At 49.9% G+C, this 19,496-nt stretch carries 19 protein-coding genes; 11 read left to right on the forward strand and 8 right to left on the reverse strand.

Going from position 1 to position 19,496, the window contains the following annotated elements; translation table 11 throughout:
• Nucleotides 1-14: 14 nt before the first annotated feature.
• On the reverse strand, nucleotides 15-455 hold the full coding sequence (locus ACKFKH_RS17210; protein ID WP_446859552.1) for an SHOCT domain-containing protein: 441 nt from the start codon (nucleotides 453-455) through the stop codon (nucleotides 15-17).
• Nucleotides 456-924: 469 nt separating this feature from the next.
• Between ACKFKH_RS17210 and ACKFKH_RS17215 the strand changes: the two genes are divergently transcribed.
• Nucleotides 925-1,917, forward strand: coding sequence for a J domain-containing protein (locus ACKFKH_RS17215; RefSeq protein ID WP_446859553.1), 993 nt, complete (start codon nucleotides 925-927; stop codon nucleotides 1,915-1,917).
• A gap of 129 nt (nucleotides 1,918-2,046) precedes the next feature.
• On the forward strand, nucleotides 2,047-2,364 hold the full coding sequence (locus ACKFKH_RS17220) for a DUF1825 family protein (protein ID WP_446859554.1): 318 nt from the start codon (nucleotides 2,047-2,049) through the stop codon (nucleotides 2,362-2,364).
• 78 nt (nucleotides 2,365-2,442) lie between these two features.
• On the opposite strand, the gene ACKFKH_RS17225 is transcribed toward ACKFKH_RS17220, so the two are convergent.
• Nucleotides 2,443-4,353: a transglycosylase domain-containing protein gene (locus ACKFKH_RS17225; protein ID WP_446859555.1), complete on the reverse strand. Its 1,911-nt coding sequence runs from the start codon at nucleotides 4,351-4,353 to the stop codon at nucleotides 2,443-2,445.
• 307 nt (nucleotides 4,354-4,660) lie between these two features.
• On the opposite strand from ACKFKH_RS17225, the gene tyrS reads away from it, so the two are divergent.
• Together tyrS and pyrF are read left to right on the forward strand one after the other, a co-directional pair.
• The gene (gene tyrS, locus ACKFKH_RS17230) at nucleotides 4,661-5,866 is read left to right on the forward strand and encodes a tyrosine--tRNA ligase (protein WP_446859556.1); all 1,206 of its coding nucleotides are present in this window, start codon (nucleotides 4,661-4,663) and stop codon (nucleotides 5,864-5,866) included.
• Entirely contained in the window at nucleotides 5,866-6,588 is a 723-nt protein-coding gene (gene pyrF / locus ACKFKH_RS17235; protein WP_446859557.1) for an orotidine-5'-phosphate decarboxylase, read from the forward strand. Before tyrS ends, pyrF begins: the two co-directional genes overlap by 1 nt.
• Before the next feature lie 103 nt (nucleotides 6,589-6,691).
• Here the strand turns inward: pyrF and ACKFKH_RS17240 are convergent, their stop codons facing one another.
• The 4 genes from ACKFKH_RS17240 to ACKFKH_RS17255 all read right to left on the reverse strand — a co-directional run bounded on the left by ACKFKH_RS17240 (nucleotide 6,692) and on the right by ACKFKH_RS17255 (nucleotide 10,185).
• Nucleotides 6,692-6,856: a hypothetical protein gene (locus tag ACKFKH_RS17240; protein WP_446859558.1), complete on the reverse strand. Its 165-nt coding sequence runs from the start codon at nucleotides 6,854-6,856 to the stop codon at nucleotides 6,692-6,694.
• A gap of 134 nt (nucleotides 6,857-6,990) precedes the next feature.
• Nucleotides 6,991-8,223 (reverse strand): glycosyltransferase, encoded by a 1,233-nt coding sequence (locus ACKFKH_RS17245; protein ID WP_446859559.1) that lies wholly within the window; start codon nucleotides 8,221-8,223, stop codon nucleotides 6,991-6,993.
• Nucleotides 8,220-9,929 (reverse strand): glycosyltransferase family 39 protein, encoded by a 1,710-nt coding sequence (locus ACKFKH_RS17250; protein WP_446859560.1) that lies wholly within the window; start codon nucleotides 9,927-9,929, stop codon nucleotides 8,220-8,222. The genes ACKFKH_RS17245 and ACKFKH_RS17250 overlap by 4 nt, the downstream gene beginning before the upstream one ends.
• A gap of 61 nt (nucleotides 9,930-9,990) precedes the next feature.
• Nucleotides 9,991-10,185 carry a hypothetical protein gene (locus ACKFKH_RS17255; protein WP_446859561.1) on the reverse strand — a complete coding sequence of 65 codons (195 nt, stop codon included), beginning with the start codon at nucleotides 10,183-10,185 and terminating at the stop codon, nucleotides 9,991-9,993.
• A 393-nt stretch (nucleotides 10,186-10,578) separates the two neighbouring features.
• Here ACKFKH_RS17255 and hpsL point away from each other — a divergent pair, with 393 nt between their 5' ends.
• The 5 genes from hpsL to hpsP all read left to right on the forward strand — a co-directional run bounded on the left by hpsL (nucleotide 10,579) and on the right by hpsP (nucleotide 16,597).
• On the forward strand, nucleotides 10,579-12,189 hold the full coding sequence (gene hpsL / locus ACKFKH_RS17260) for a hormogonium polysaccharide biosynthesis protein HpsL (protein ID WP_446859562.1): 1,611 nt from the start codon (nucleotides 10,579-10,581) through the stop codon (nucleotides 12,187-12,189).
• Between the two features lie 80 nt (nucleotides 12,190-12,269).
• Entirely contained in the window at nucleotides 12,270-13,280 is a 1,011-nt protein-coding gene (hpsN, locus tag ACKFKH_RS17265) for a hormogonium polysaccharide biosynthesis glycosyltransferase HpsN (protein WP_446859563.1), read from the forward strand.
• On the forward strand, nucleotides 13,277-14,440 hold the full coding sequence (gene hpsO, locus ACKFKH_RS17270; RefSeq protein WP_446859564.1) for a hormogonium polysaccharide biosynthesis glycosyltransferase HpsO: 1,164 nt from the start codon (nucleotides 13,277-13,279) through the stop codon (nucleotides 14,438-14,440). Before hpsN ends, hpsO begins: the two co-directional genes overlap by 4 nt.
• Before the next feature lie 61 nt (nucleotides 14,441-14,501).
• A complete protein-coding gene (locus ACKFKH_RS17275) occupies nucleotides 14,502-15,380 on the forward strand; it encodes a hypothetical protein (RefSeq protein ID WP_446859565.1) in 879 nt (292 codons plus the stop codon).
• 41 nt (nucleotides 15,381-15,421) lie between these two features.
• On the forward strand, nucleotides 15,422-16,597 hold the full coding sequence (hpsP, locus tag ACKFKH_RS17280) for a hormogonium polysaccharide biosynthesis glycosyltransferase HpsP (RefSeq protein WP_446859566.1): 1,176 nt from the start codon (nucleotides 15,422-15,424) through the stop codon (nucleotides 16,595-16,597).
• Here the strand turns inward: hpsP and ACKFKH_RS17285 are convergent.
• Nucleotides 16,588-16,881 (reverse strand): hypothetical protein, encoded by a 294-nt coding sequence (locus tag ACKFKH_RS17285; RefSeq protein WP_446859567.1) that lies wholly within the window; start codon nucleotides 16,879-16,881, stop codon nucleotides 16,588-16,590. The genes hpsP and ACKFKH_RS17285 overlap by 10 nt on opposite strands.
• 47 nt (nucleotides 16,882-16,928) lie before the next feature.
• Complete coding sequence (locus ACKFKH_RS17290; protein ID WP_446859568.1) at nucleotides 16,929-17,657, reverse strand: phosphoribosyltransferase; 729 nt, start codon at nucleotides 17,655-17,657, stop codon at nucleotides 16,929-16,931.
• A gap of 198 nt (nucleotides 17,658-17,855) precedes the next feature.
• Between ACKFKH_RS17290 and ACKFKH_RS17295 the strand changes: the two genes are divergently transcribed.
• Both ACKFKH_RS17295 and ACKFKH_RS17300 read left to right on the forward strand, forming a co-directional pair.
• On the forward strand, nucleotides 17,856-18,566 hold the full coding sequence (locus ACKFKH_RS17295; protein WP_446859569.1) for a uracil-DNA glycosylase: 711 nt from the start codon (nucleotides 17,856-17,858) through the stop codon (nucleotides 18,564-18,566).
• A 129-nt stretch (nucleotides 18,567-18,695) separates the two neighbouring features.
• Nucleotides 18,696-19,433 carry a tetratricopeptide repeat protein gene (locus tag ACKFKH_RS17300; protein ID WP_446859570.1) on the forward strand — a complete coding sequence of 246 codons (738 nt, stop codon included), beginning with the start codon at nucleotides 18,696-18,698 and terminating at the stop codon, nucleotides 19,431-19,433.
• Nucleotides 19,434-19,496: the final 63 nt, after the last annotated feature.

A 19,496-nucleotide genomic window follows, 5' to 3' on the forward strand; every position in this document is an offset into this window, starting at 1 on the left:
GAAAAATAGGAAAATCAGTGAATTCGATCGAGCAGTTTTCGGCGCTTTTGTTCAAATTCGTACTCTGAAATTAGCCCATCTTGCCGCAGTTGATCCAACTCTCTCAAGTCCTGAGCGATCGTGCTGACTTTTCCGGTTTTTTCAGAAGGAGTGGGCGACTCTTTGCGGGTCACTCGAAGAGATCGATCTGCCTCTTCGAGCAACATCCCTTCATTAAAATTTTGGTCAAACTCATCGGGGTCTTGAATTAGATACCAAATGCCTTCGATCACTCCGGCTACTGCGGGAATGGGGGTAAATGCTAACAGCACGTACAACACTCCCCACCACTTTTGCCCCAGGTAAAACTTGTGTAACCCTGCTAAATGGAGCGAAATCCCCAGCAAAGGAAGCGGGATAGCACTCCCCAGCGCAAGAATTGCAGCAGTTTTTCGGTTTCTTGGCTTGCTTAACATGTCGCGTCACGCTCTAAAACAAACACAGTAACGTATGAGACGATTAAGAGCCAAAACGGAAGATATGTCTTTTGGGCTACAAGACTTCTGCTCATTCTCCTGTTCTACCCGTACTGACCGAGTACATTAGAGTATAGACTCCTACAGCAGTGCCGTCCCACGGGTCAACAAGATAGGATGGCTCTGAAGTGCGATCGTTACATAGGGGCCCATTCACTTAAGTAAAGGTCTAAACCTTGAGTAGACACTACTTATGAGTAGACACTACTTAGAAATCGCGTCTCTTCGTCGGGTTGCAAGGCGAATCTCTGTTTCACTATAACTAACAAAGGACTGCTGCTGAGAGCCATTTAATCTGGTAGATGACATAGAATCTTTGTAACTTTTGGCCTCAGCAATTTAGATCGCTGCGTGACTGTTTTTTAACGCCCGTTCAGGTTTTATATAGAAGTTTAAGGACAGACGATCGATGCCCTTCTCGCAAGACTGGTTAAAGTATTTGTCAGACCCCTTCGCAGTACTGGGGGTCTCAGTTTTAGCGGAAAATGTCCGTGTCTCAAAACGATACCGAAGTGTTGCCAAAATCTTGCGTCCTGATATTAGCGTAGCAACTGATCCAGAAACGGGTGAATTGATCGAAAGGCTGTTTGGGCGGCTCGTCAATCCTGCTTACGAAAAAATTAGACAGGAAAAGGGCCGGGCTGAAACGCTGGCCTTGATGCGGCTCAAAGTGCGGCAGATGGTGAGAGATCAATCTCCTGCCCCTCAGAGTGAATTGGCGCGTGAGTTGTCTCGTAAGTCTCTTCAAGAAGCAGATATCTTTTATGAGCAAGCGATCGCCAATCTGTCTGAGCGTCAATATCAACCCTTAGAAAATTTTCAAAATATCACTCAGCAGCTTAACGAATTAAACCTGGCTTACCTCAAGCTAAAGATGGGCGGTGAAAATATTTTCATCGGAGAGAAGCGAACAGGAATCACAACCAACAGCGTTGAGGTCAGAAATTCTCAAGCGTCGAGCAACTCTTCTAACATTAGGTCGCAGTTAGACTATGCCGATCTTCATTACAAACGGGCGCAGGAATACATGAATAAAAATGCCTGGCCAAAAGCGATCGCAGAGCTAAAAGATGCTTTGAGAATGGAGCCAAACAAAAGTAATTACCACTCACTGATTGGGCTGGCTTACATGAGACAAAACATCACACCTAGTGCGGCAAAACCTCACTTCCGACGAGCGCTCCAACTTAACCCAGATGATCAGATCGCGAAACACTTTGCGGCTAGATTTGACATTCAACATAATTCTTCAACAAATGGTTCTTCACAGAAACCTGAATCTAAAAAAACCGAATCTAAAAAACCTGAATCTAAAAAACCTGAACCTAAAAAAACCGAGTCTAAGAAACCTGACAAGCAGAGTAAAAAAGGCTGGTTTTTTGGATTGTTTGGTCGCGGGTAGATGTGGGTAGGGGAAACACTACTTAACCTGAAGCGATCGCTCCACTAAGATAATTGTATTGGGATTGCTTACACAGTTCTACTTAGCGCTTTTTTGCTCAACTGATCGACTATTTATTAAATTACAGCGATGGGAATTTTTGACTCTGAATTGGTTCAACATGAAGCCAAAAAGCTATTTGAAGATTATCAGTCCTTGATGCAGCTTGGAAATAGCTACGGGAAGTTCGATCGCGATGGCAAAGTTCTATTTATAGAACAAATGGAAGCCATTATGGATCGCTACAAAATTTTTATGAAGCGCTTTGAGCTATCCGAAGACTTTCAGGCGCAGATGACCGTCGAACAACTCAAAACTCAACTTGGTCAGTATGGCATTACGCCTCAGCAGATGTTTGACCAAATGAACCGAACGCTAGAGCGCATGAAAGCAGAAATTGACAAATAGCCCTCAGCCAAAACCTCTATTGTAGAAACCACGCTAATACAGAAATCAAAGCGGTTTCATTCCCCATCCCTTTCTCTACTAGGGTCGATCGAACTCAGAGGTTGGCGTGAACCGCTCAATAGGTTCTCCTTGCATGGCTTGTTGCATAAAGTCTCGCCAAATTGGGGCGACAAAGTGACCGCCCGTTGCCCCGTATCCAAGCTGCTTGTAGTCGTCGTTTCCAACCCAGACGGCCGTCGCAAGCTGAGGCACATAGCCGACAAACCAAATGTCACGCTCAGAAGAAGTCGTGCCTGTCTTGCCTGCTGCCGGACGACCGATCTGAGCCGCTGTCGCAGTGCCTCGCGTCACGACCCCTTGTAAGACATCGTTGACCGCAGCAGAGGCCCACGGATCAAGCACCAGTCTCGGTTTTGGCGTGTTGTCGAGCAAGACGTTACCACTGCTGTCGGTCACCTGCACAATTAGCGTTGGTTCTGAATACCATCCATTGCTGGCAAATGTGGCGTAAGCGCCAGCCATCTCTAAAGGAGTCAGATCCACCGCCCCCAACGGTAGAGAAATCACCGGGTCGATCGGGCTTTTGACCCCAATACTTCTCAAGACCTCGACGACTTTATTCAATCCAACTTCTTGCCCCAGCTTAACTGCGGGAATGTTGCGCGACACTTCTAACGCTCTACGAATCGTGATCGCTCCCGCAAACGTCCCATCATAGTTGCGTGGAGAATACATTTCGTAGCCATCGGGGTAGCTGACCGGAGAATCATACACCGTCGAGTCAGGCGCATACCTTCCAGACGCAAAAGCGGCATAGTAAACAAACGGTTTGAAGGCTGACCCCGGTTGACGAAGGGCCTGCATCGCCCGGTTATATTGACTCTTTTTGTAGTCCACACCGCCCACCATCGCTTTGATAAAGTGGGTTCTCGGATCAACCGCGACGATCGCCATCTGGTCAGCATAGACCCCTTCGTAGTTCAAGGTCTGAATCCAACGTTTGGCCGTATCTTCGCCCATGCGCTGAAGCTTGGTGTCGATCGTCGTTTGGATTCGCATTCCCCCTTTGAGAACGGCATCTCGCCCAAACTTTTTGGTCAACTCTTGAATCACCGCTTCGGTCACGTAGGGCATTGCACTCGTCTGAAAGGAGGTGATTTTGCCCAGCTTGATCGGATACTTTCGAGCGGTGTCGGCTTCTTGAGGCGTGATCCACTTCAGATCCACCATGCGACGCAAAACATCATGCTGACGACGGGTCGCTGCTTTGAGATCGACAAACGGACTCAAGGCTTCCGGAGATTGAATCAAGCCCGCCATCATGGCCGATTCGGCGAGGTTTAGCTGAGAAGCAGACTTCCCAAAGTAGCTGGCGGCGGCGGTTTGCGCTCCATAAGTATTGTGTCCCCAGTAGACCTGATTGAGGTACATCTCTAGAATCTGGTCTTTCTTGAAGATCTGCTCTAACCGCAAAGCTAAAACAGCTTCGGCAATCTTGCGGCTAAAGGCGCGTTTGGGTGAGAGAAATAAGTTTTTTACCAACTGCATGGTCACCGTGGAGCCGCCTTCAACCGTGCGTCCGTGGTTAAAGTTGACCGTAAATGCACGAGCGACGGCCGGAGCATTCACGCCTTGGTGTGAGTAAAAATAGCTGTCCTCGATCGCCAACACTGCCCGCTTTAAATGAGGCGAAATCCTATCCAAGGGCACCACTTCTCGATTGGCTTCGCCGTGAATGCTGGCGAGATTTTTGCCCTTAATGTCATAGATATGCGTCGTCTCGCTAGGCGTGTAGCCGCGCAGCACTCGCACATCCGGCAAATTGCGAAAACTGATGGCCAGACCGACGAGACCCCCCGCGACGATCGCACTGCCCAACATGGTGATTCCCAAAACGGTGCCACCCGTTACTTTGCCCACTGTCTGGACAAAGTGTAAGGTAGACCCGGACTCTTTTTTTTGTTTTTGTCGAATCGTATTGGATGCCACGTTAATCTCTCTTTCTTAAGGGTGCGACGGTTGGGGCAGGCGATCGTTGAAGGTAATTCAGAAAATTCTATAAGAAAAAATTTCTAGGGGTAGATTTTTACTCAAATCGCTCTAGATAGGATAGTGGAGACTGACCCAAATGGAGCGAAGTTTCTTTAGTACAAATGGCGGGTGGGCTAGAGAAAAAGCGATGATGGCACCAATTATAGTAGGCTGACTAGAGAGCGTGTGAATTTTGGCAGATGGGCCTGGTGTGATCTGTCTAGTGTAATGGGACATCAGTTTCCTCTCAGTCGATCAAGAATGTATGTCGAATCTTAGCTGGCTCAGTCGGGGCACTTATGAAATTTTCCCTGATCAGCCCAACTCAAGTAGCCCTGACGAAAATTTGGTACAGCGTATCGCTAAAAGCGATCGTCCCCTTCGCGTGAAGTTTGGCATTGACCCGACGGGCACTGACATTCATTTGGGTCATAGTATTGTATTCCGAAAATTACGAGCCTTTCAGGACGCTGGGCACACGGCGATCGTGGTAATTGGTGACTTTACGGCGCGCATTGGTGATCCGACGGGCAAATCAGAGGTGCGGCGACAACTTACGGCTGAGGAAGTGGCTGCCAATGCAGAGACATACCTAAATCAGGTGCGGCCGATTCTCGATTTTGACACGCCTGGCCGATTAGAGATCCGTTACAACTCTGAGTGGCTGTCACAGCTTGACCTCCCCAAAACGCTGGAACTGTTGGCGACGATGACGGTTGGGCAAATGTTGGCTAAAGAAGGCTTTGCGGAGCGCTATAAGCAGGGGACGGCGATTTATTTGCATGAATTTCTTTACCCGTTGATGCAGGGGTACGATTCGGTCGCGCTGAATGCCGATGTGGAGTTGGGTGGCACTGATCAAAAGTTCAATTTGGCGGTGGGTCGCGATTTGCAGCGTCATTTTGGGCAGACTCCGCAGTTTGGCTTGTTGATGCCGATCTTGTTGGGGACGGATGGCGCTCAAAAAATGTCGAAGTCGATCGGCAACTACATCGGACTCTCAGAAGACGCACTGGGTATGTATTCTAAGCTAGAAAAAATTCCCGATTCGATTATCAACAGTTACTTTGAGTTGCTCACTGACCTGCCGTTAGACAAGCTGCCCGAAAATCCGCGCGATCGCCAAAAACTGCTTGCGCTAGAGGTGGTCAGTCAATATCACGGCAGAGACGCTGCTTTGGGGGCACAGCAAGCCGCCATGAGTTTAATTCAAGGAGGCAAAACGACGATCGCTGCCGTTCCCGAATTTTCGTTAGCGTCGGTTCAGTTTCCAGCAAAGTTGTTTTATCTATTAAGCGTCACCGGATTGTGTAAAACCAGTTCTGATGCGCGTCGCCAAATTCAAGGTGGAGCGGTCAAGCTAGAGGGTGAAAAAGTGGGGGAAGTCGATCGTATGGTTGAGTCTCCTGACGACTTGATCGATAAAGTTCTTCAGGTTGGTAAGAATAAATTTGTGCGTTTTGTCTCCTAATGGCTTTGATTTCCGATCGCATCATTGTGCCGCTCGATGTGCCTTCTTTAGAGGACGCGATCGCACTCGTTGAAAAGCTGCCCCAAGTCACATTTTGGAAGGTAGGGCTAGAGCTGTTTGTCAGTAGTGGTTCTGATATTCTGACTGAGTTAAAAGATCGTCAGAAGCGGATCTTTTTGGATTTAAAGTTTCACGATATTCCCAATACGATCGCAGGCGCTACGGCCGCCGCTGCCCGATTTGGGGTCGATTTGCTGACCATTCATGCAACCTGTGGCAAAGCCGGGTTAACCCAAGCCCAAACCGCCATGCAGATGAGCGCCGATCGGGTGGGTCTACCTGCTCCCAAATTGATTGCCATTTCGCTGCTGACCAGCATTTCTTCTCGCACGCTGGCCTTTGAGCTAAAAGTTCCGCTGGAGTTGCCAGAATATGCTTTGGAGATGGCGTTGTTAGCTCAAGAAAGCGGGTTAGCGGGGGCAGTTTGCTCGCCTCAAGAGGTGGCGCAACTCAGACAAACCTGCGGCGATGAGTTTTTGTTGGTGTGTCCGGGAGTGCGACCCACTTGGGCTGAGACAGGCGATCAAAAACGAGTGATGACCCCGATCGCGGCCTTTCAAGCGGGAGCCAACTATCTCGTGATCGGTCGCCCCATTACGGCATCTGACGATCCAGCAGGCGCGTTTGAGCGGATCTGTGAAGAGGTGGGCCGTTCAGAATGAGAAGAGACTGGGGCGTTGCTGATTGAAGGGATGAATCTGTGGGGAAGTGTCCATCTTTTCGCCCCCTAAATCCCCAAAATTGGAGGACTTTGAACCAGACTGGTTATGATCGAGCGTCGGTTTGGTCGAGTTGTTCTTCCCACTCGTTGAGAAGCTCGGCGATCGATTGAGTTCTGATGCCCATCGGCTGTGCAGCTTTGCGCTTTTCTGCCAAAAGATTTCGTTTGTCTGGTCTGCCTGTCACCCAGTACCAAAGGTTTTGAAACATGACTCTATTCCTCGAAGCGCTCAATTTTATGATTAGAGAAAATAGTACAGCCTCAGCTATCCAGGGAACAGGTAGGAGAATTTTCTACATAGGTAACAAAAAGCACCCGTGAGTCCGATTAAACGCTTGCCTTCCTACTTGCCGTTTCTCACGTCGGTCACGCGCCAGCTTAATTTAAGATTGATCCAAAAATTCCAGAAGGTGACGAGGACGATCGCCAATAGTTTAGCCCCAAATTCATTCACTCCGAAGGCATCATGCAGCAGACTCACCAGCAGCGCTTGTAGAATGATCCCCGCCAGACAGACCAGATTAAACTTCAAAAACCGCTTTAACCGTTGAGAGGTGCCTGGTTGTTTTTGAGAAATATCCCCAAACGTCCATAAATCATTCCACAAAAAATTATTAATCACAGCCACTTCGGCCGACAGTATCGTACTGCGAGCGATCGGTAACCCAAACTGCACCCGCAGCAGGTAAAAGGCCGCCAGATCGACAAAAACGCCACTAAACCCGACCAGTCCAAACCGCAGAAAGCGATCGACGGGAAACTTTGCCGTAAACTGGCTAATCCGACCTTTCGATCGCAGCTTTAGCAAATGTCCCAAATATTCAACATACTGCCGCCAAGTGACCTTACTTTCACCTTCTTTGCGCTCTTGAAACACATAGCCGACCTCTGCGACCTCTCGCACCTGCCCCCGTCCCAAAACTTCTAGCAAAATCTTATAGCCGAGCGGATTCATCACGTAGTGAGCGATCGCCGATCGCCGCACCATAAAATAGCCACTCATGGGGTCAGACACTCGCCCGACCACATTGGGCAAAATCACCAGTCCGACCAGTTGCGCGCCTCGTGACAACACCCGCCGTATCAGCCCCCAATCGCTCGTTCCGCCGCCTTCTACATGACGACTCGCAACGGCCAAGTCGGCCCCTTGAGCAATCTTTTGTAAAAGCTGAGGCAACACTTCGGGCGGATGCTGCAAATCTCCATCGATCACGCCCAGGATTTGTCCTGTTGAGGCTTGCCAGCCTCGGATGACGGCCGTTGAGAGTCCGCGTTCGGTTTGGCGACGCATCACACGCAGTTGGGGATAGTCTGGCAGCATTTGTTGGGCGACTTCCCAGGTGCGATCGGGGCTGTCATCGTCCACCACAATCAACTCATAATCCTGGGGAAAAGCCTGATCGAGCAAGCCCGTCAAAATGCTCACAATGCGCTGAATGTTTCTACCCTCGTTGTACGTCGGGACGACCAGTGAGAAATAAATGGGACTGGCTGTTTGAGCAACTTCTGGTAAAGCAGGGATTTCTAGCGATCCGGTAGGAGTAGGCAGCAGCGATCGAGACACATTTAAAGTCATGGGTTCAAGAGGGGAGAGGAAGCACGCTTGTACAATTTAAGGCTAAACCGATCTAAATTCATGGTGCCGGAGAGGTCGCTGGACTGGATGAATTGAAATCGATCGCTCAAAATTTTCTCAACTTGCTGCCGCTCTGTATCCGTCGTGGGTGGAGACCAGAGCGGCCGTCCGCTTTCTAACCAGAGAACTCGTTGATAAGGAGAATTATTTAGAGTCAGCGTTTTTTCCAGAGCAGTCGCAAGCGTTGCTGAGGGTTGAGCCAGCAGAGAAACCGAAAGGTGATCAGGGACATAATACGCTAAACGGTTGACATGTCCCCAGGCTTGAGAGTTGAGGACAACCAGAGTCGGGACGGTGGGATCTTGTTTTAGAAGGTCGGCAATCTGGTGAAAAACCTGCCGAGGTCGCCCACTGAGATCACTGATATCGATCGTCAAATACACCAGGAGGATACCCGTTGAGAGCCAGTTTCGCCACCGCCCACTGCGCTCGATTCCCAACGCTATTAGCAGCAGACACCCCGGTAAAATGCACAGCAAAGCCCTTCCCCAGCCAAAGCCAAGCGTAAACTTGCCAGCGGCGATGTCTACTCCAAGCGCCAGTAAGAGCGGCCCCATTCCCATCACAGCAGCCACCTTCAAGACGCGCCGATCGTCCGCTTTCCAGAGGCTTATGCAGATCGAGACTAAAATCAGCAGCCCAACCAGCCCGATCGTCTGAACGGCACCCAACGGTAGCGCTGTGGCCCAATCTCCGGTGAATAGGTGAATGCCTAGAGTCTGCAAGACATCTTGAACATGGAGCAACAGAGGGTTTCCGGCTGCTTTGAGGGTGCTAAACCGATCAAAATCTGCGCTCCTCAACTGTTTGAGCGTTCCCCAGAGGGCCCAGGGCACGGTCAGCAAAACGCCCATTCCTAGCCGCAAACCCTGTTGCCACCAGTGCCGACGATCAACGAGTAAGACCAGCCCCGCCAGCGCAGTCACCCAATAGGCAAACAGGTAAAAAGTCATCAGTCCAGCGGCGATCGAGCCAATCAAAATCATTTGCCAGCGCCGATTATGAGGAGTATTTAGCTGGTTTTCCTGACCTTTTTCGGGCATCAGTTTCAAAAGCGCCCAGGTACTCAAAATAACCCAGAGTGCCAGTGGCGTGTACATTCGTACATTTAACGAGTGAAAAAGATAGAAGGGATTAGTGGCCAAAAGAGCTGCAAACAACAGTCCGCCGCGTCGGCCCAGTAAAGTGCGCCCCAATCCAAAAGCGGCCACGATCGCGCCCACGCTCCATAGGGCCGGCAAACTCCGCATCGCCCCTTCCCCATTGCCAAACAGCCGCAGCCATACGTGTTGGACTAAAAAAAATAACGGCGGATGAGGTTCTCCTGCGTATAGTCCTCGAAGCAGTCCTTGTAGGGTTTTGGCGATCGCGTCCAGACTCGATTCTGAAGGCAAACGCAAGAGGGCCGTGTACTGACTCAACGGCACTGCTACATCTGGGGGCATTGCGTATTGGATCTTTTGCCCGGTAATGAGCAGCAGTGAGAGAACTTCGTCATACCAAAATTCTCGTGTGCTGAGATTGAGTAGTCTAAGGAGAATTCCGATCGCCAGGGCAAGTCCTAAAACAAACTCTATGCGTTGAGTCTGTAGAGGAGTGAGCGGTGCTTTTTGGGGACGGAGCAGTGAATCGAGTCCAGGTGCCATCGCATTAAGCCTTTGGGGTAGCGCAATTTAAGCAGAAGTAGACCATTCCCCTGTGCAGAATCTAGTGATGTCGTGTCAACCCCTCGATCGAGCGATCGGACGCAGCGATTTCTGACAACCGTGGAGCCTCTGCATGGTTGGGAGATTTGCGGAGGTGTCCTGGTGTTGCGATTATTCGCTCTCTTGGAGTCTGGGTTTTTGAAGGGAATTTGAGCGATCGGGGTTGCAAAACACGCTGTATGCGGCAAAACGTCATCGGCTTGCGTCCCGTGTTACTTATTTATTGCCCATTCATCTCAGTAAATTCCGGATGCCCAAGGGGAAACACTGACTTAGCAACTTGGTTGATGCCTTTCAAACTTCTATTGGTAGGAAACTTAAGCAGAAAAATCCGTAAAGGTACTGGCAAAAGGTTTATCAACCTATAAAAACGAGGTAAATTCTGCAAGTTTTCCGGCAGCCAACTCGACAGACTCTCTGAGTTACGATTGGGATGCTTAATTTTGAGAAGTGACCGGATTTCTATGACCTCAGCGCGTTGGAGTTTGAAGAAGCCGATCTCTTCGAGTTACCCGCAAGGGGTCGCTTGCTATTTGATTAAAGGAACGATCTACCCCTCTGTCTTTTTGCCCTGCGTGATTTCTACCCTATGCCCAAGCCCAAACGCAAAGCTTCTCAAACCGACGCTCCCGTCTTGAGCCTCAAAGAACGCCTCGCCCAAAAACGCAAAGCTGCTCAGGCTCGCAAGGAAGTGATCAACTTTGTCGCGATGACAACTGGGATCTCGATCGTGGCAGGTCTATTAATGGCGATCGTCGCTGGGCCAAAAGGCGCGATCGGCGGTGGGGCGGGGATCTTCTGTTTGATGCTGTCTTTTAAGTATCCGTGGCAAGCGCTTTATGGCTTTTTGATCTACATGCCGTTTAGCGGAACGATCACCTACACGATCGGGGGCAACAGTCCCTTATTTCAATTAGCTAAAGATGCGTTTTTTATCCCAGCGTTGATTGCGATCATTCAATATTGCAAACGACACAAGCAGCCGATCGTCATTCCCAAATCTCTGGGGACTCCGTTGAGTTTGCTGCTGGCGTATTGCATTCTGGTGTTGCTGTTTGTCAACGGTTCGCAGCAGCTTTCTGGAAACACGGGAGGCGACAAACCATTTTTTATGGGACTGCTGGGACTCAAAGTGCTGTTGGGCTATGTGCCGTTGATTCCCTGTGCCTATTACATGATGCGAAAAAAGCAAGACCTGTATCTGCTAACGCGAATCATGGTAGCTCTGGTGATCATCTGCTGCGGACTGGCTTTTGTGCAGTACATGTTCCTCCAAACGGGTCGCTGCCAGGGCACGGTCGGCGAAGGGGCAGCTCTGTTTAAGGCTTCTCTAGAAGCCCGCTGTTTTGTCGGAGGTTCGCTGCTCTACAGTCCTGAGCAGGGGGTGATTCGCCTCCCCGGAACGTTTGTCGCACCCTGGCAATGGGGCTGGTTTCTCATCTCTAGCGCCTTTTTTAGCTTTGCGGTCGCTTTTATGGACCCGTCTTTTTTGTGGCGAGGGGCAGGGCTAACGGCGATGGCTGGGACGCTCATGATGTCCGTTGTGTCGGGTCAGAGAATTGCGCTGATTTTGGTGCCGATCGTCACGATCATCTTGCTAATCACAACGGGACAAGTCGCCAACTTAAAGCGATTTATTCCGATCGGGGTTGGTTTAGCGTTGATTCTCAGCTTTGTGATGGCCTCAAACCCGGCTTTGGTGCAAGAACGACTAGATAGCGCTGTCAGCCGTTGGAACGCCGCCCCACCCACCGACTTTATCGCGTCGCAGTTTGGCTTTGTGAACGATGGCCCAGGCTTTTTAGGCAAAGGAGTCGGACGCGCCACCAATTCTGCCCGCACCTTTGGAAACACGACGCTAATCGAAACGTACTATCCCAAGCTGCTATTTGAAATCGGGCCGATCGGGGTGATTCTATTTCTAACGGTTGTGACGACGCTGACGATCGCCACCTTCAAAGCTTATCGATCAGTGCGCGATCGCAGTTTACGAGGTTACGGCGCTGCCTTTTGGACGTTCGTTCTCTTCATCAGCTACAACACCTACTACTATCCGTTGGATGTCGATCCGGTTGCCGTTTATTACTGGTTCTTTGCCGGAATTGTCCTCAAACTCCCTGAACTTGATCAACAAGAACCAGTTCCAATAGCCGCCAAAAAATCCAAAAAACAGCGTCCCAAAAACCTCAAAACGGCCTGATTGTGCAATCAACTTCTCAACACTCTCCCGATCGCAGGGAACCCTAACCACTAGTTTCATCCCTCATCCCTCATCCCTCCATGCCTCTCCCCTTCATCTCCGTTATCATTCCTACCTACGGCCGCGAGGAACCGTTGCAAACGACGCTGCTCGACGTTTTAAAGCAAGACTATCCTCACTTTGAAACGATCGTCGTTGACCAAACCCAAGCCCATCAGCCCGAAACTCAGGCATTTCTAGATGGATTGGCCAGCGAGGGCAAAATTCGTCTCTTTAAAGTTGATTGGGCCAGTCTGCCGGGTGCGCGAAACTATGCAGTCAAGCGGGCAAACGGTGACATTCTGCTGTTTTTGGATGATGACGTACTGCTGGAGCCTGGATTTTTAGCAGCGCACGCCAAAAACTATGACAACCCAGACATTGGAGCCGTAGCGGGTCGAGTCTTCGATCGTATGAAGCTGGCCGACTTCCAAGAAGGGCTAGAAATCCAAGACCTGCCACCTGAAGCGATGGATGCTGGAATCGCCTGGTATCACATCAATTTGGTGCATACGGTCAAGCCTCAACGGGTACTCAGTGCCAGAGGTTGCAATATGTCGTTTCGCAGAGAAATCTTTGAGAAACATGGCATTCTGTTTGACGAGCGATTTCAGGGCAGTGCGGTGCGCGAAGAATCTGACTTTTGTCTGCGAATTCGCAAAACGGGACTGATGATCTGGTACGACCCCGACGCGCATCTGATCCATTTGGGTGAAGAGACGGGCGGCTGTCACGATATCACCACGCGATCGCTCAAATATCAACTCACTTTTTATCACAATCACTTTTTGATGGGGTTCAAAAACCTCACCTTTTGGCAGGCTTCGCGCTTCTTTTTGCGACTATTTGACTGTCATGTGTTGGGTCGTCCGCCCTGTCACAAAAGCGGTTCGCCGATCAAGATCATCACGCGATTTGGATTCTACAGTTTGGGATTTTTGCAGGCATTGAAAACGGTGGTGCGATCGCTCTGGGATGACGGTCAAATCTATAGCCGCAAGTCCCAAGAAACTTCGCCAGTTTTAACTCATGAAGCGGGGGCTACGCTATGAAGATTCTCGTTGCCAGCCATTCCTATATTGTGGATTTGAACTGTGAAAAGCTGCGAGTTCTTGCCAACTTGGAGCCAGAAATTGAGGTGACGATCGTCGTGCCCAAACGCTGGAAACCGGGCGGCGTGATGAAAGAGGTCGTCGAAACCCAACCTCGGCAAGCAGGTTCCTTTCGAGTCGTGCCTGTCTCCAATTTCAGCCAAAACAATCAGGGAATGCTCACCTTTGGCGCGGATTTGATTGCTTTGATGCGATCGTTTCGACCCGACATCATTCAAGTTGAGCAGGGTGCTAAATCGCTGGCGTATGCCCAGATGATCACGCTAAATCGATTGCTGGGACTCAAGGCCAAGAACGTATTTTTTACCTGGTGGAATCTGCCCTACAGCTTGAAGTTTCCTGTCTCGCTGCTAGAAGCTTACAACTTGCGACACACCGACGGCATCGTGGTCGGAAACGTGGACGGTGAGAAAATTTTGCGCGATCGCGCCTACGCAGGCCCGATGAAAATCATGCCGCAATTGGGAGTAGACGACAGCCTGTTTCGCCCCCAACCTCAACCCAACCTCGCCGCCCAACTGGGAATTTCTCCCCAAGATTTTGTCGTCGGATTTGTGGGGCGCTTTGTCCAAGAAAAAGGATTGTTGACCCTGGCCAAGTCTCTCGCAAAATTGAGCAATCGTCCCTGGAAATGGCTGCTCTTGGGACGCGGGCCACTCAAAGAAACGCTGCTCCAACAGGCTACAGAGTTGGGACTGAGCGATCGCTTAATCTGGGTTGAGAGCGTGCCCCATGCCGACGTGTATCGCTACATCAACTTGATGAACACGCTGGTCTTGCCGTCTGAAACCACCTATCAGTTTAAAACACTGACCTCGGCGGGCTGGAAAGAGCAATTTGGGCATGTCTTGATCGAAGCGATGGCTTGTCAGATTCCCGTAATTGGCTCTGACTCTGGTGAAATCCCTAATGTGATTGGTCAGGCTGGCTTGGTCTTTCCGGAGGGTGATGTAGACGAGTTGAGCGATCGCCTATCGCAACTGATGGATCAGCCCGATCTCGCCCAAGCACTCGGACAACGCGGATATGAACGAGCGATCGCCCACTACACCAACCACGCTCTCGCCAAAGAACTTCTCAACTTCTACCGGAATATCTAGCACCCAGACTGAAAAAAGAAACAAGCGGACGCTTGAATCCCCCATTCGTCTAGGAAATCAGATGGTAGAATCTTCAAATTTTTGTTTTTGCTCCCTAGCAATCAGCAAGCCCTACCGAGATCTTGCGATCGAACTTGCCAAAGACCTTGAAAAGTACGCCCCAGCCATTCGTTTCATTATTTTGACAGACCAGCCCAAGGCTTTTAGTCATCAAAAAAATGTTTTAGCGTTTCATCATCAACAGCAAGGAGTCAAGTGTTACCACGATAAAAGGTTTGCGATCGCTAAAGGACTGAGCCTCTTTGAGACCTGCATTTTTATCGATGCAGACATGCGAATCTTAGAGCCGCTGCCGCTAGAAATGGACTGGATCAAAACTCCAGGACTTACCGCTAGAAGCTGTGAAACGATGGCTAAAAGATATGCTCAGATTGAGACAGGAACTGCAACCGCAAAATTTGTTAAAGAATTTAAGGTCACTCAGGCAGTAGCCCAAAAGTTGGAGTTGAGCTTGAATGATCCAGCCACGAAGTTTATCTACGAGTATTTGATCTGTATTACTAAAGACTCTGGCAAAGAGGCGGATTTTCTCGATTGGTGGGATCGATTGGCTCACTACTTTGAGCTAAATGGTATTTACGATGGTGAAGGCAATGCGATCGGTCTAGCCGCGGCCAAAGCAGGAATGACTGCCCGATGGGGAGAGATGGATGGCATTCACTTCTTCATGGATAGAACGGAAGGAGTCAGAATCAAGAAAGGACAGTCTGATCCAAAGAAGATGGCGGTCTATTTTGAGCGACAGAACGTGTTGAAATATCCTCAACGTTCTTTATTCCAAAAAGTAATCCTCAAACTGAAACAAAAGATTGGGGAATTCTATCGTTTAGGTCGTTTACAGCTAGTTGCAGCGAGACGCTTGGATACTCAATTGCGCTAGTTGGGCCAACTCCCCCAAAAGAATGTTTGCCTTTAATTCCCATGCGAATCCTTCAAATTGTCCCTTCAATTTCTCTAATTTACGGTGGCCCCAGTCAAATGGTGATGGGACTGTCAACTGCACTGGCCAGCCAGGGAATTAAAGTCACCATTCTGACCACGGATTCTAATGGCGATCGCGGTCAGCCTCCTTTAGATGTGCCGCTCGAAACGCCTGTTGAGCAAAACGGCTATGAGGTTTACTATTTTCGGTGTTCTCCATTTCGGCGGTACAAATTCTCGTTAAATTTGCTGCGCTGGTTGGCAAACCACAGCCATGAGTACGATTTGGCGCATATTCACGCTTTGTTTTCTCCGGTGAGTTCAATGGCGGCGCGGGTGGCTCGATCGCAGCATCTCCCCTACATTTTGCGTCCGTTGGGTACGCTTGACCCGGCTGATTTACAGAAAAAACGTCAGCTTAAAACCCTCTACGCCACCTTGTTAGAACGGCCTAATTTAGCGGGGGCGGCCGCCGTTCATTTCACCAGTGATCAAGAAGCTAAGATTTCCGATCGCTTTGGCACGTTGACTCAAGATCTGGTGATTCCGTTAGGGGTGACGCTGCCAGCGATGAATCAGCCGATCGACATCAAGGAAAAGTTTGGCATTCCAGGCGATCGCCCCTTACTACTCTTCATGTCTCGCATCGATCCCAAAAAAGGGTTGGATTTGCTGATTCCTGCTTTAGAAAAATTAGCAACAGAGCAAGACTTTCAGTTTGTATTGGCAGGGGCAAATCCTCAAGATCCAGAATTTGAGGCAGCGATTCGTGATCAAATTCAACAGTCAAATTTGGGCGATCGTACCACCCTCACCGGATTTGTCTCTGGAAGCGAAAAAACTGCGCTATTGCAAGCCGCCGATCTGTTTGTGTTGCCTTCTTATTACGAAAATTTTGGCATCGCCGTCGCCGAATCCATGGCCGCCGCAACGCCTGTCGTGATTTCTGATCAAGTTCACATTTGGCAAGACGTGCAGCAGGCTCAGGCGGGATGGGTCACTTCCTGTGATATTGAAGCGTTGACGAGTACCTTGAGAACTGCCTTAAGCGATCGTGCCGAACAACAGCGTCGAGGCAAATGCGCTCAAGAATACGCTGAAAAATATTACAGTTGGGGCGCGATCGCTGACCAGATGATCCACGCTTACTGCCAGATTTTGAGTCGTCAAGTCTGATAAAGCAAAAACAAGAGCGGACTGACCAAAAACACCGTGATGGTTGCGATCGTCCGGTTGAGTTTTGCGTGGGCAGAAGGAATCACCGTTTCGCGCACGACAATCAGCGCACAGGCTCCCACTGTATAGATCCAACTCAACAGCAAGTAGGGCATTGCCCGTTCGCTCGCCCAGATCAACACCAGCAGCGCTGCCAACATCAACATCACCGCTTCTACAATCTGAGGTGGGTTGTATTGACCCAAAAAACTTAAATTGTGCCAAAACTGCCGCCAGTGCCTCATCTTTTACTCCCAAACGCCCCGCATTAGTCTATCAATTTTGCTTGCAATTATTGGTCATCAGCCATTTGTTTTTTATCTAGTGTGGATGGCTCTGACGGATGAAGCTTTGACTGATAAAACTGTTTTAGACAATCCAGTGCTTCCTGCATCTCTACTTGAGCAAAGACTTGATAAAAACGGCTGACACTCTGAAAGCGATCGGGCGTTGCCAAAACAATTAAGCGATCGCACCCCTGCTGTAAAGCGCTCACCAACTCAATTGGAGCCACAGGCGCACAGATCCAAATTTGGGCAGGATTGCGAGTCCGTAAAGCTTTGACCGCAACGGCCATCGTCATTCCGGTCGCGATGCCATCATCGACAATTAGCGCGATCGCGCCTTCTGGGTCGATATCGGGACGATCGACAAATTGAGCGAGTTGCTGCTGGGCCTTTTTCTGCGCTCGTTGGCGGGCTTGTTCCCATTCTTGAGAAGCCTCCCCAGACGATCGCGATTTTGGTAAGAGAACCTGTCCATCAGCGGTGACGGCTCCGATCGCTAACTCCGGATTCTCAGGGCGCGTCATTTTCTTGGCGACAATTACATCCAGCGGGCAGTTCAACGATCGCGCCACAGGTTCAGCAACGGGCAACCCGCCACGCGGCAGCGCATAGACGACGAATCTGGCATCCAAACCCTGAGCGGCTGACAAAACGGCTTGAGCCAGCTTTTCTCCGGCTTGAGCGCGATCGACAAACAGCGTGTTTGATCCTGAAAACAATTGCGATAGGGACATCGCCTCCTCCAGCCGAGGGCATTGGCTTTCCCCTATGATGGCAAAATTCTAAAAGTTTGATGCACCGATAAAGACGGGCGTTTCGCCTTGCGACACAATGGTAAACCTTAAAAACGCAAAACTCTTTCTCTCGATCGCCCTCATCCCTCACAATTCGCCCTAGAATTTATAAGTTAAACTCCTGTCTGCCAACTCACGGTGAACGAAGAACAATTTAGCTTATTTGACCTTGCACCTAGCGCAGAACCTGCCGCCCCCAAAGTGCCGAAGGATTTTGATCCGAGTTTGATTCCGACGAGTGCCAAGATTCCGATTCCGATCGGCACTTATGAATCAATGGAGCAGATGAGCCAGCACTGTAACCAATGTCATCGCTGTGACCTCGGAGCCAATCGGACTCATGCCGTAATCGGGCGAGGTAATCCCAAAGCACCGATCATGGTCGTGGGCGAAGGGCCGGGGCAAAACGAGGATGAAACCGGGCTGCCGTTTGTGGGCAAGTCGGGGCAACTGTTGGAGAAAATTTTGGCGGCTGTAAAGCTGACGATCGAAGAAGATGTCTTTATCTGCAATGTGGTCAAATGCCGTCCGCCCGAAAACCGCACCCCCGCAACCGATGAGGCAGAAGCTTGTAAAGGCTATCTGTTGGAGCAGATTCGCATGGTTGACCCCAAAATCATTTTGCTGACTGGGGCGACGGCCATGAAAACGCTCGTCGGCATCAAGCAAGGCATTACCAAAGTGCGCGGCCAGTGGGTGGAGCGAGACGATCGCCTCTACATGCCAATATTTCACCCGGCGTATCTGTTGAGAAATCAGTCGCGCGATCAGGGCAGTCCCAAGTGGTTGATGTGGCAAGACATCCAAGCCGTCAGAGACAAATTGGATGAGCTTCGCGCTAATTCTTGACGCTTGAGCTTTGACTCGAAACCCCCTGAAGTCTTCTTTGGCGAGTCTGGGAACTTTATCAAAAGAACCTATCCAGAAAGATGTGCATCAACTGGAACAAACTACCCAAGAGGCTTTATATTAGAGGGCTTGCTAGCATCGCTGGGACTGTGGGTACTGTTGCCCAGTGCGTTCTGGATGCTGATGATTTTTGACTGTGTGCGAAACGAGAACGATCGCCAAACCTGGCTCTGGATCTTGCTGTTTCTCAACGTCATGGGAGCGGTGATCTACTTTTTTGCCTGCTGGCTGCCTCGCGCCAATCTGCCCATCCCCAACTATTTCAAACGCTGGACGCACAGCCAAGAACTCTGGAACGCAGAAGCAGGCGTTAAAAATATTGGCAAAGCGCATCAGTACGTGACGCTGGGAAATGTTCTCTCTGAGATGGGTACGTTTGACAAAGCGGCAGAGGCGTATCAACAAGCTTTAGAAAAAGAGCCAAAAAATCCTCATGCGCTTTGGGGAATGGCCTTTGTGGAGGTCAAAAAGCAGCAGTTTGAGTCGGCAAAAGGTCATTTAGAAACGCTGTTGAGCCTCGATCGTGACTACAAATGTGGCGAGGCTTCGCTCCTTTACGGCAAAGCTTTGTTTGAGTTGCAAGATTGGGACGCTGCCAAAATCCATCTCACTCAAGACATCAAATACTGGAGCCATCCCGAATCTTCTGTTTTGCTGGCAAATCTTTTGATCCAACAAGGTGATTCTCAAGCAGCCCGCGAGTGTCTAGAAACGATGATTGCAAAGGTCAAAGCCTCACCGATTTATCACTACAGACGCAACAAAAAATGGGTGAGTCAGGCAGAAAAACGATTGAGAGGATTATAGCGATTAAGCGGGGTGCATCCCAGTTATGTGATGAGTAGGAATACTCAGAGAGCGAGTTGGGAA

The sequence above is a fragment of the Phormidesmis sp. 146-20 genome (assembly GCF_052939475.1).

Coding starts and splice junctions, on each gene's coding strand:
- ACKFKH_RS17245 (WP_446859559.1), bottom strand. CDS start 8,223: ATGACTTTAAATGTGTCTCGATCGCTGCTGCCTACTCCTACCGGATCG.
- hpsL (WP_446859562.1), top strand. CDS start 10,579: ATGCCCAAGCCCAAACGCAAAGCTTCTCAAACCGACGCTCCCGTCTTG.
- ACKFKH_RS17240 (WP_446859558.1), bottom strand. CDS start 6,856: ATGTTTCAAAACCTTTGGTACTGGGTGACAGGCAGACCAGACAAACGA.
- ACKFKH_RS17290 (WP_446859568.1), bottom strand. CDS start 17,657: ATGTCCCTATCGCAATTGTTTTCAGGATCAAACACGCTGTTTGTCGAT.
- ACKFKH_RS17220 (WP_446859554.1), top strand. CDS start 2,047: ATGGGAATTTTTGACTCTGAATTGGTTCAACATGAAGCCAAAAAGCTA.
- hpsP (WP_446859566.1), top strand. CDS start 15,422: ATGCGAATCCTTCAAATTGTCCCTTCAATTTCTCTAATTTACGGTGGC.
- hpsN (WP_446859563.1), top strand. CDS start 12,270: ATGCCTCTCCCCTTCATCTCCGTTATCATTCCTACCTACGGCCGCGAG.
- ACKFKH_RS17285 (WP_446859567.1), bottom strand. CDS start 16,881: ATGAGGCACTGGCGGCAGTTTTGGCACAATTTAAGTTTTTTGGGTCAA.
- tyrS (WP_446859556.1), top strand. CDS start 4,661: ATGTCGAATCTTAGCTGGCTCAGTCGGGGCACTTATGAAATTTTCCCT.
- ACKFKH_RS17250 (WP_446859560.1), bottom strand. CDS start 9,929: ATGGCACCTGGACTCGATTCACTGCTCCGTCCCCAAAAAGCACCGCTC.
- pyrF (WP_446859557.1), top strand. CDS start 5,866: ATGGCTTTGATTTCCGATCGCATCATTGTGCCGCTCGATGTGCCTTCT.
- ACKFKH_RS17255 (WP_446859561.1), bottom strand. CDS start 10,185: ATGACGTTTTGCCGCATACAGCGTGTTTTGCAACCCCGATCGCTCAAA.
- ACKFKH_RS17275 (WP_446859565.1), top strand. CDS start 14,502: ATGGTAGAATCTTCAAATTTTTGTTTTTGCTCCCTAGCAATCAGCAAG.
- hpsO (WP_446859564.1), top strand. CDS start 13,277: ATGAAGATTCTCGTTGCCAGCCATTCCTATATTGTGGATTTGAACTGT.
- ACKFKH_RS17215 (WP_446859553.1), top strand. CDS start 925: ATGCCCTTCTCGCAAGACTGGTTAAAGTATTTGTCAGACCCCTTCGCA.
- ACKFKH_RS17210 (WP_446859552.1), bottom strand. CDS start 455: ATGTTAAGCAAGCCAAGAAACCGAAAAACTGCTGCAATTCTTGCGCTG.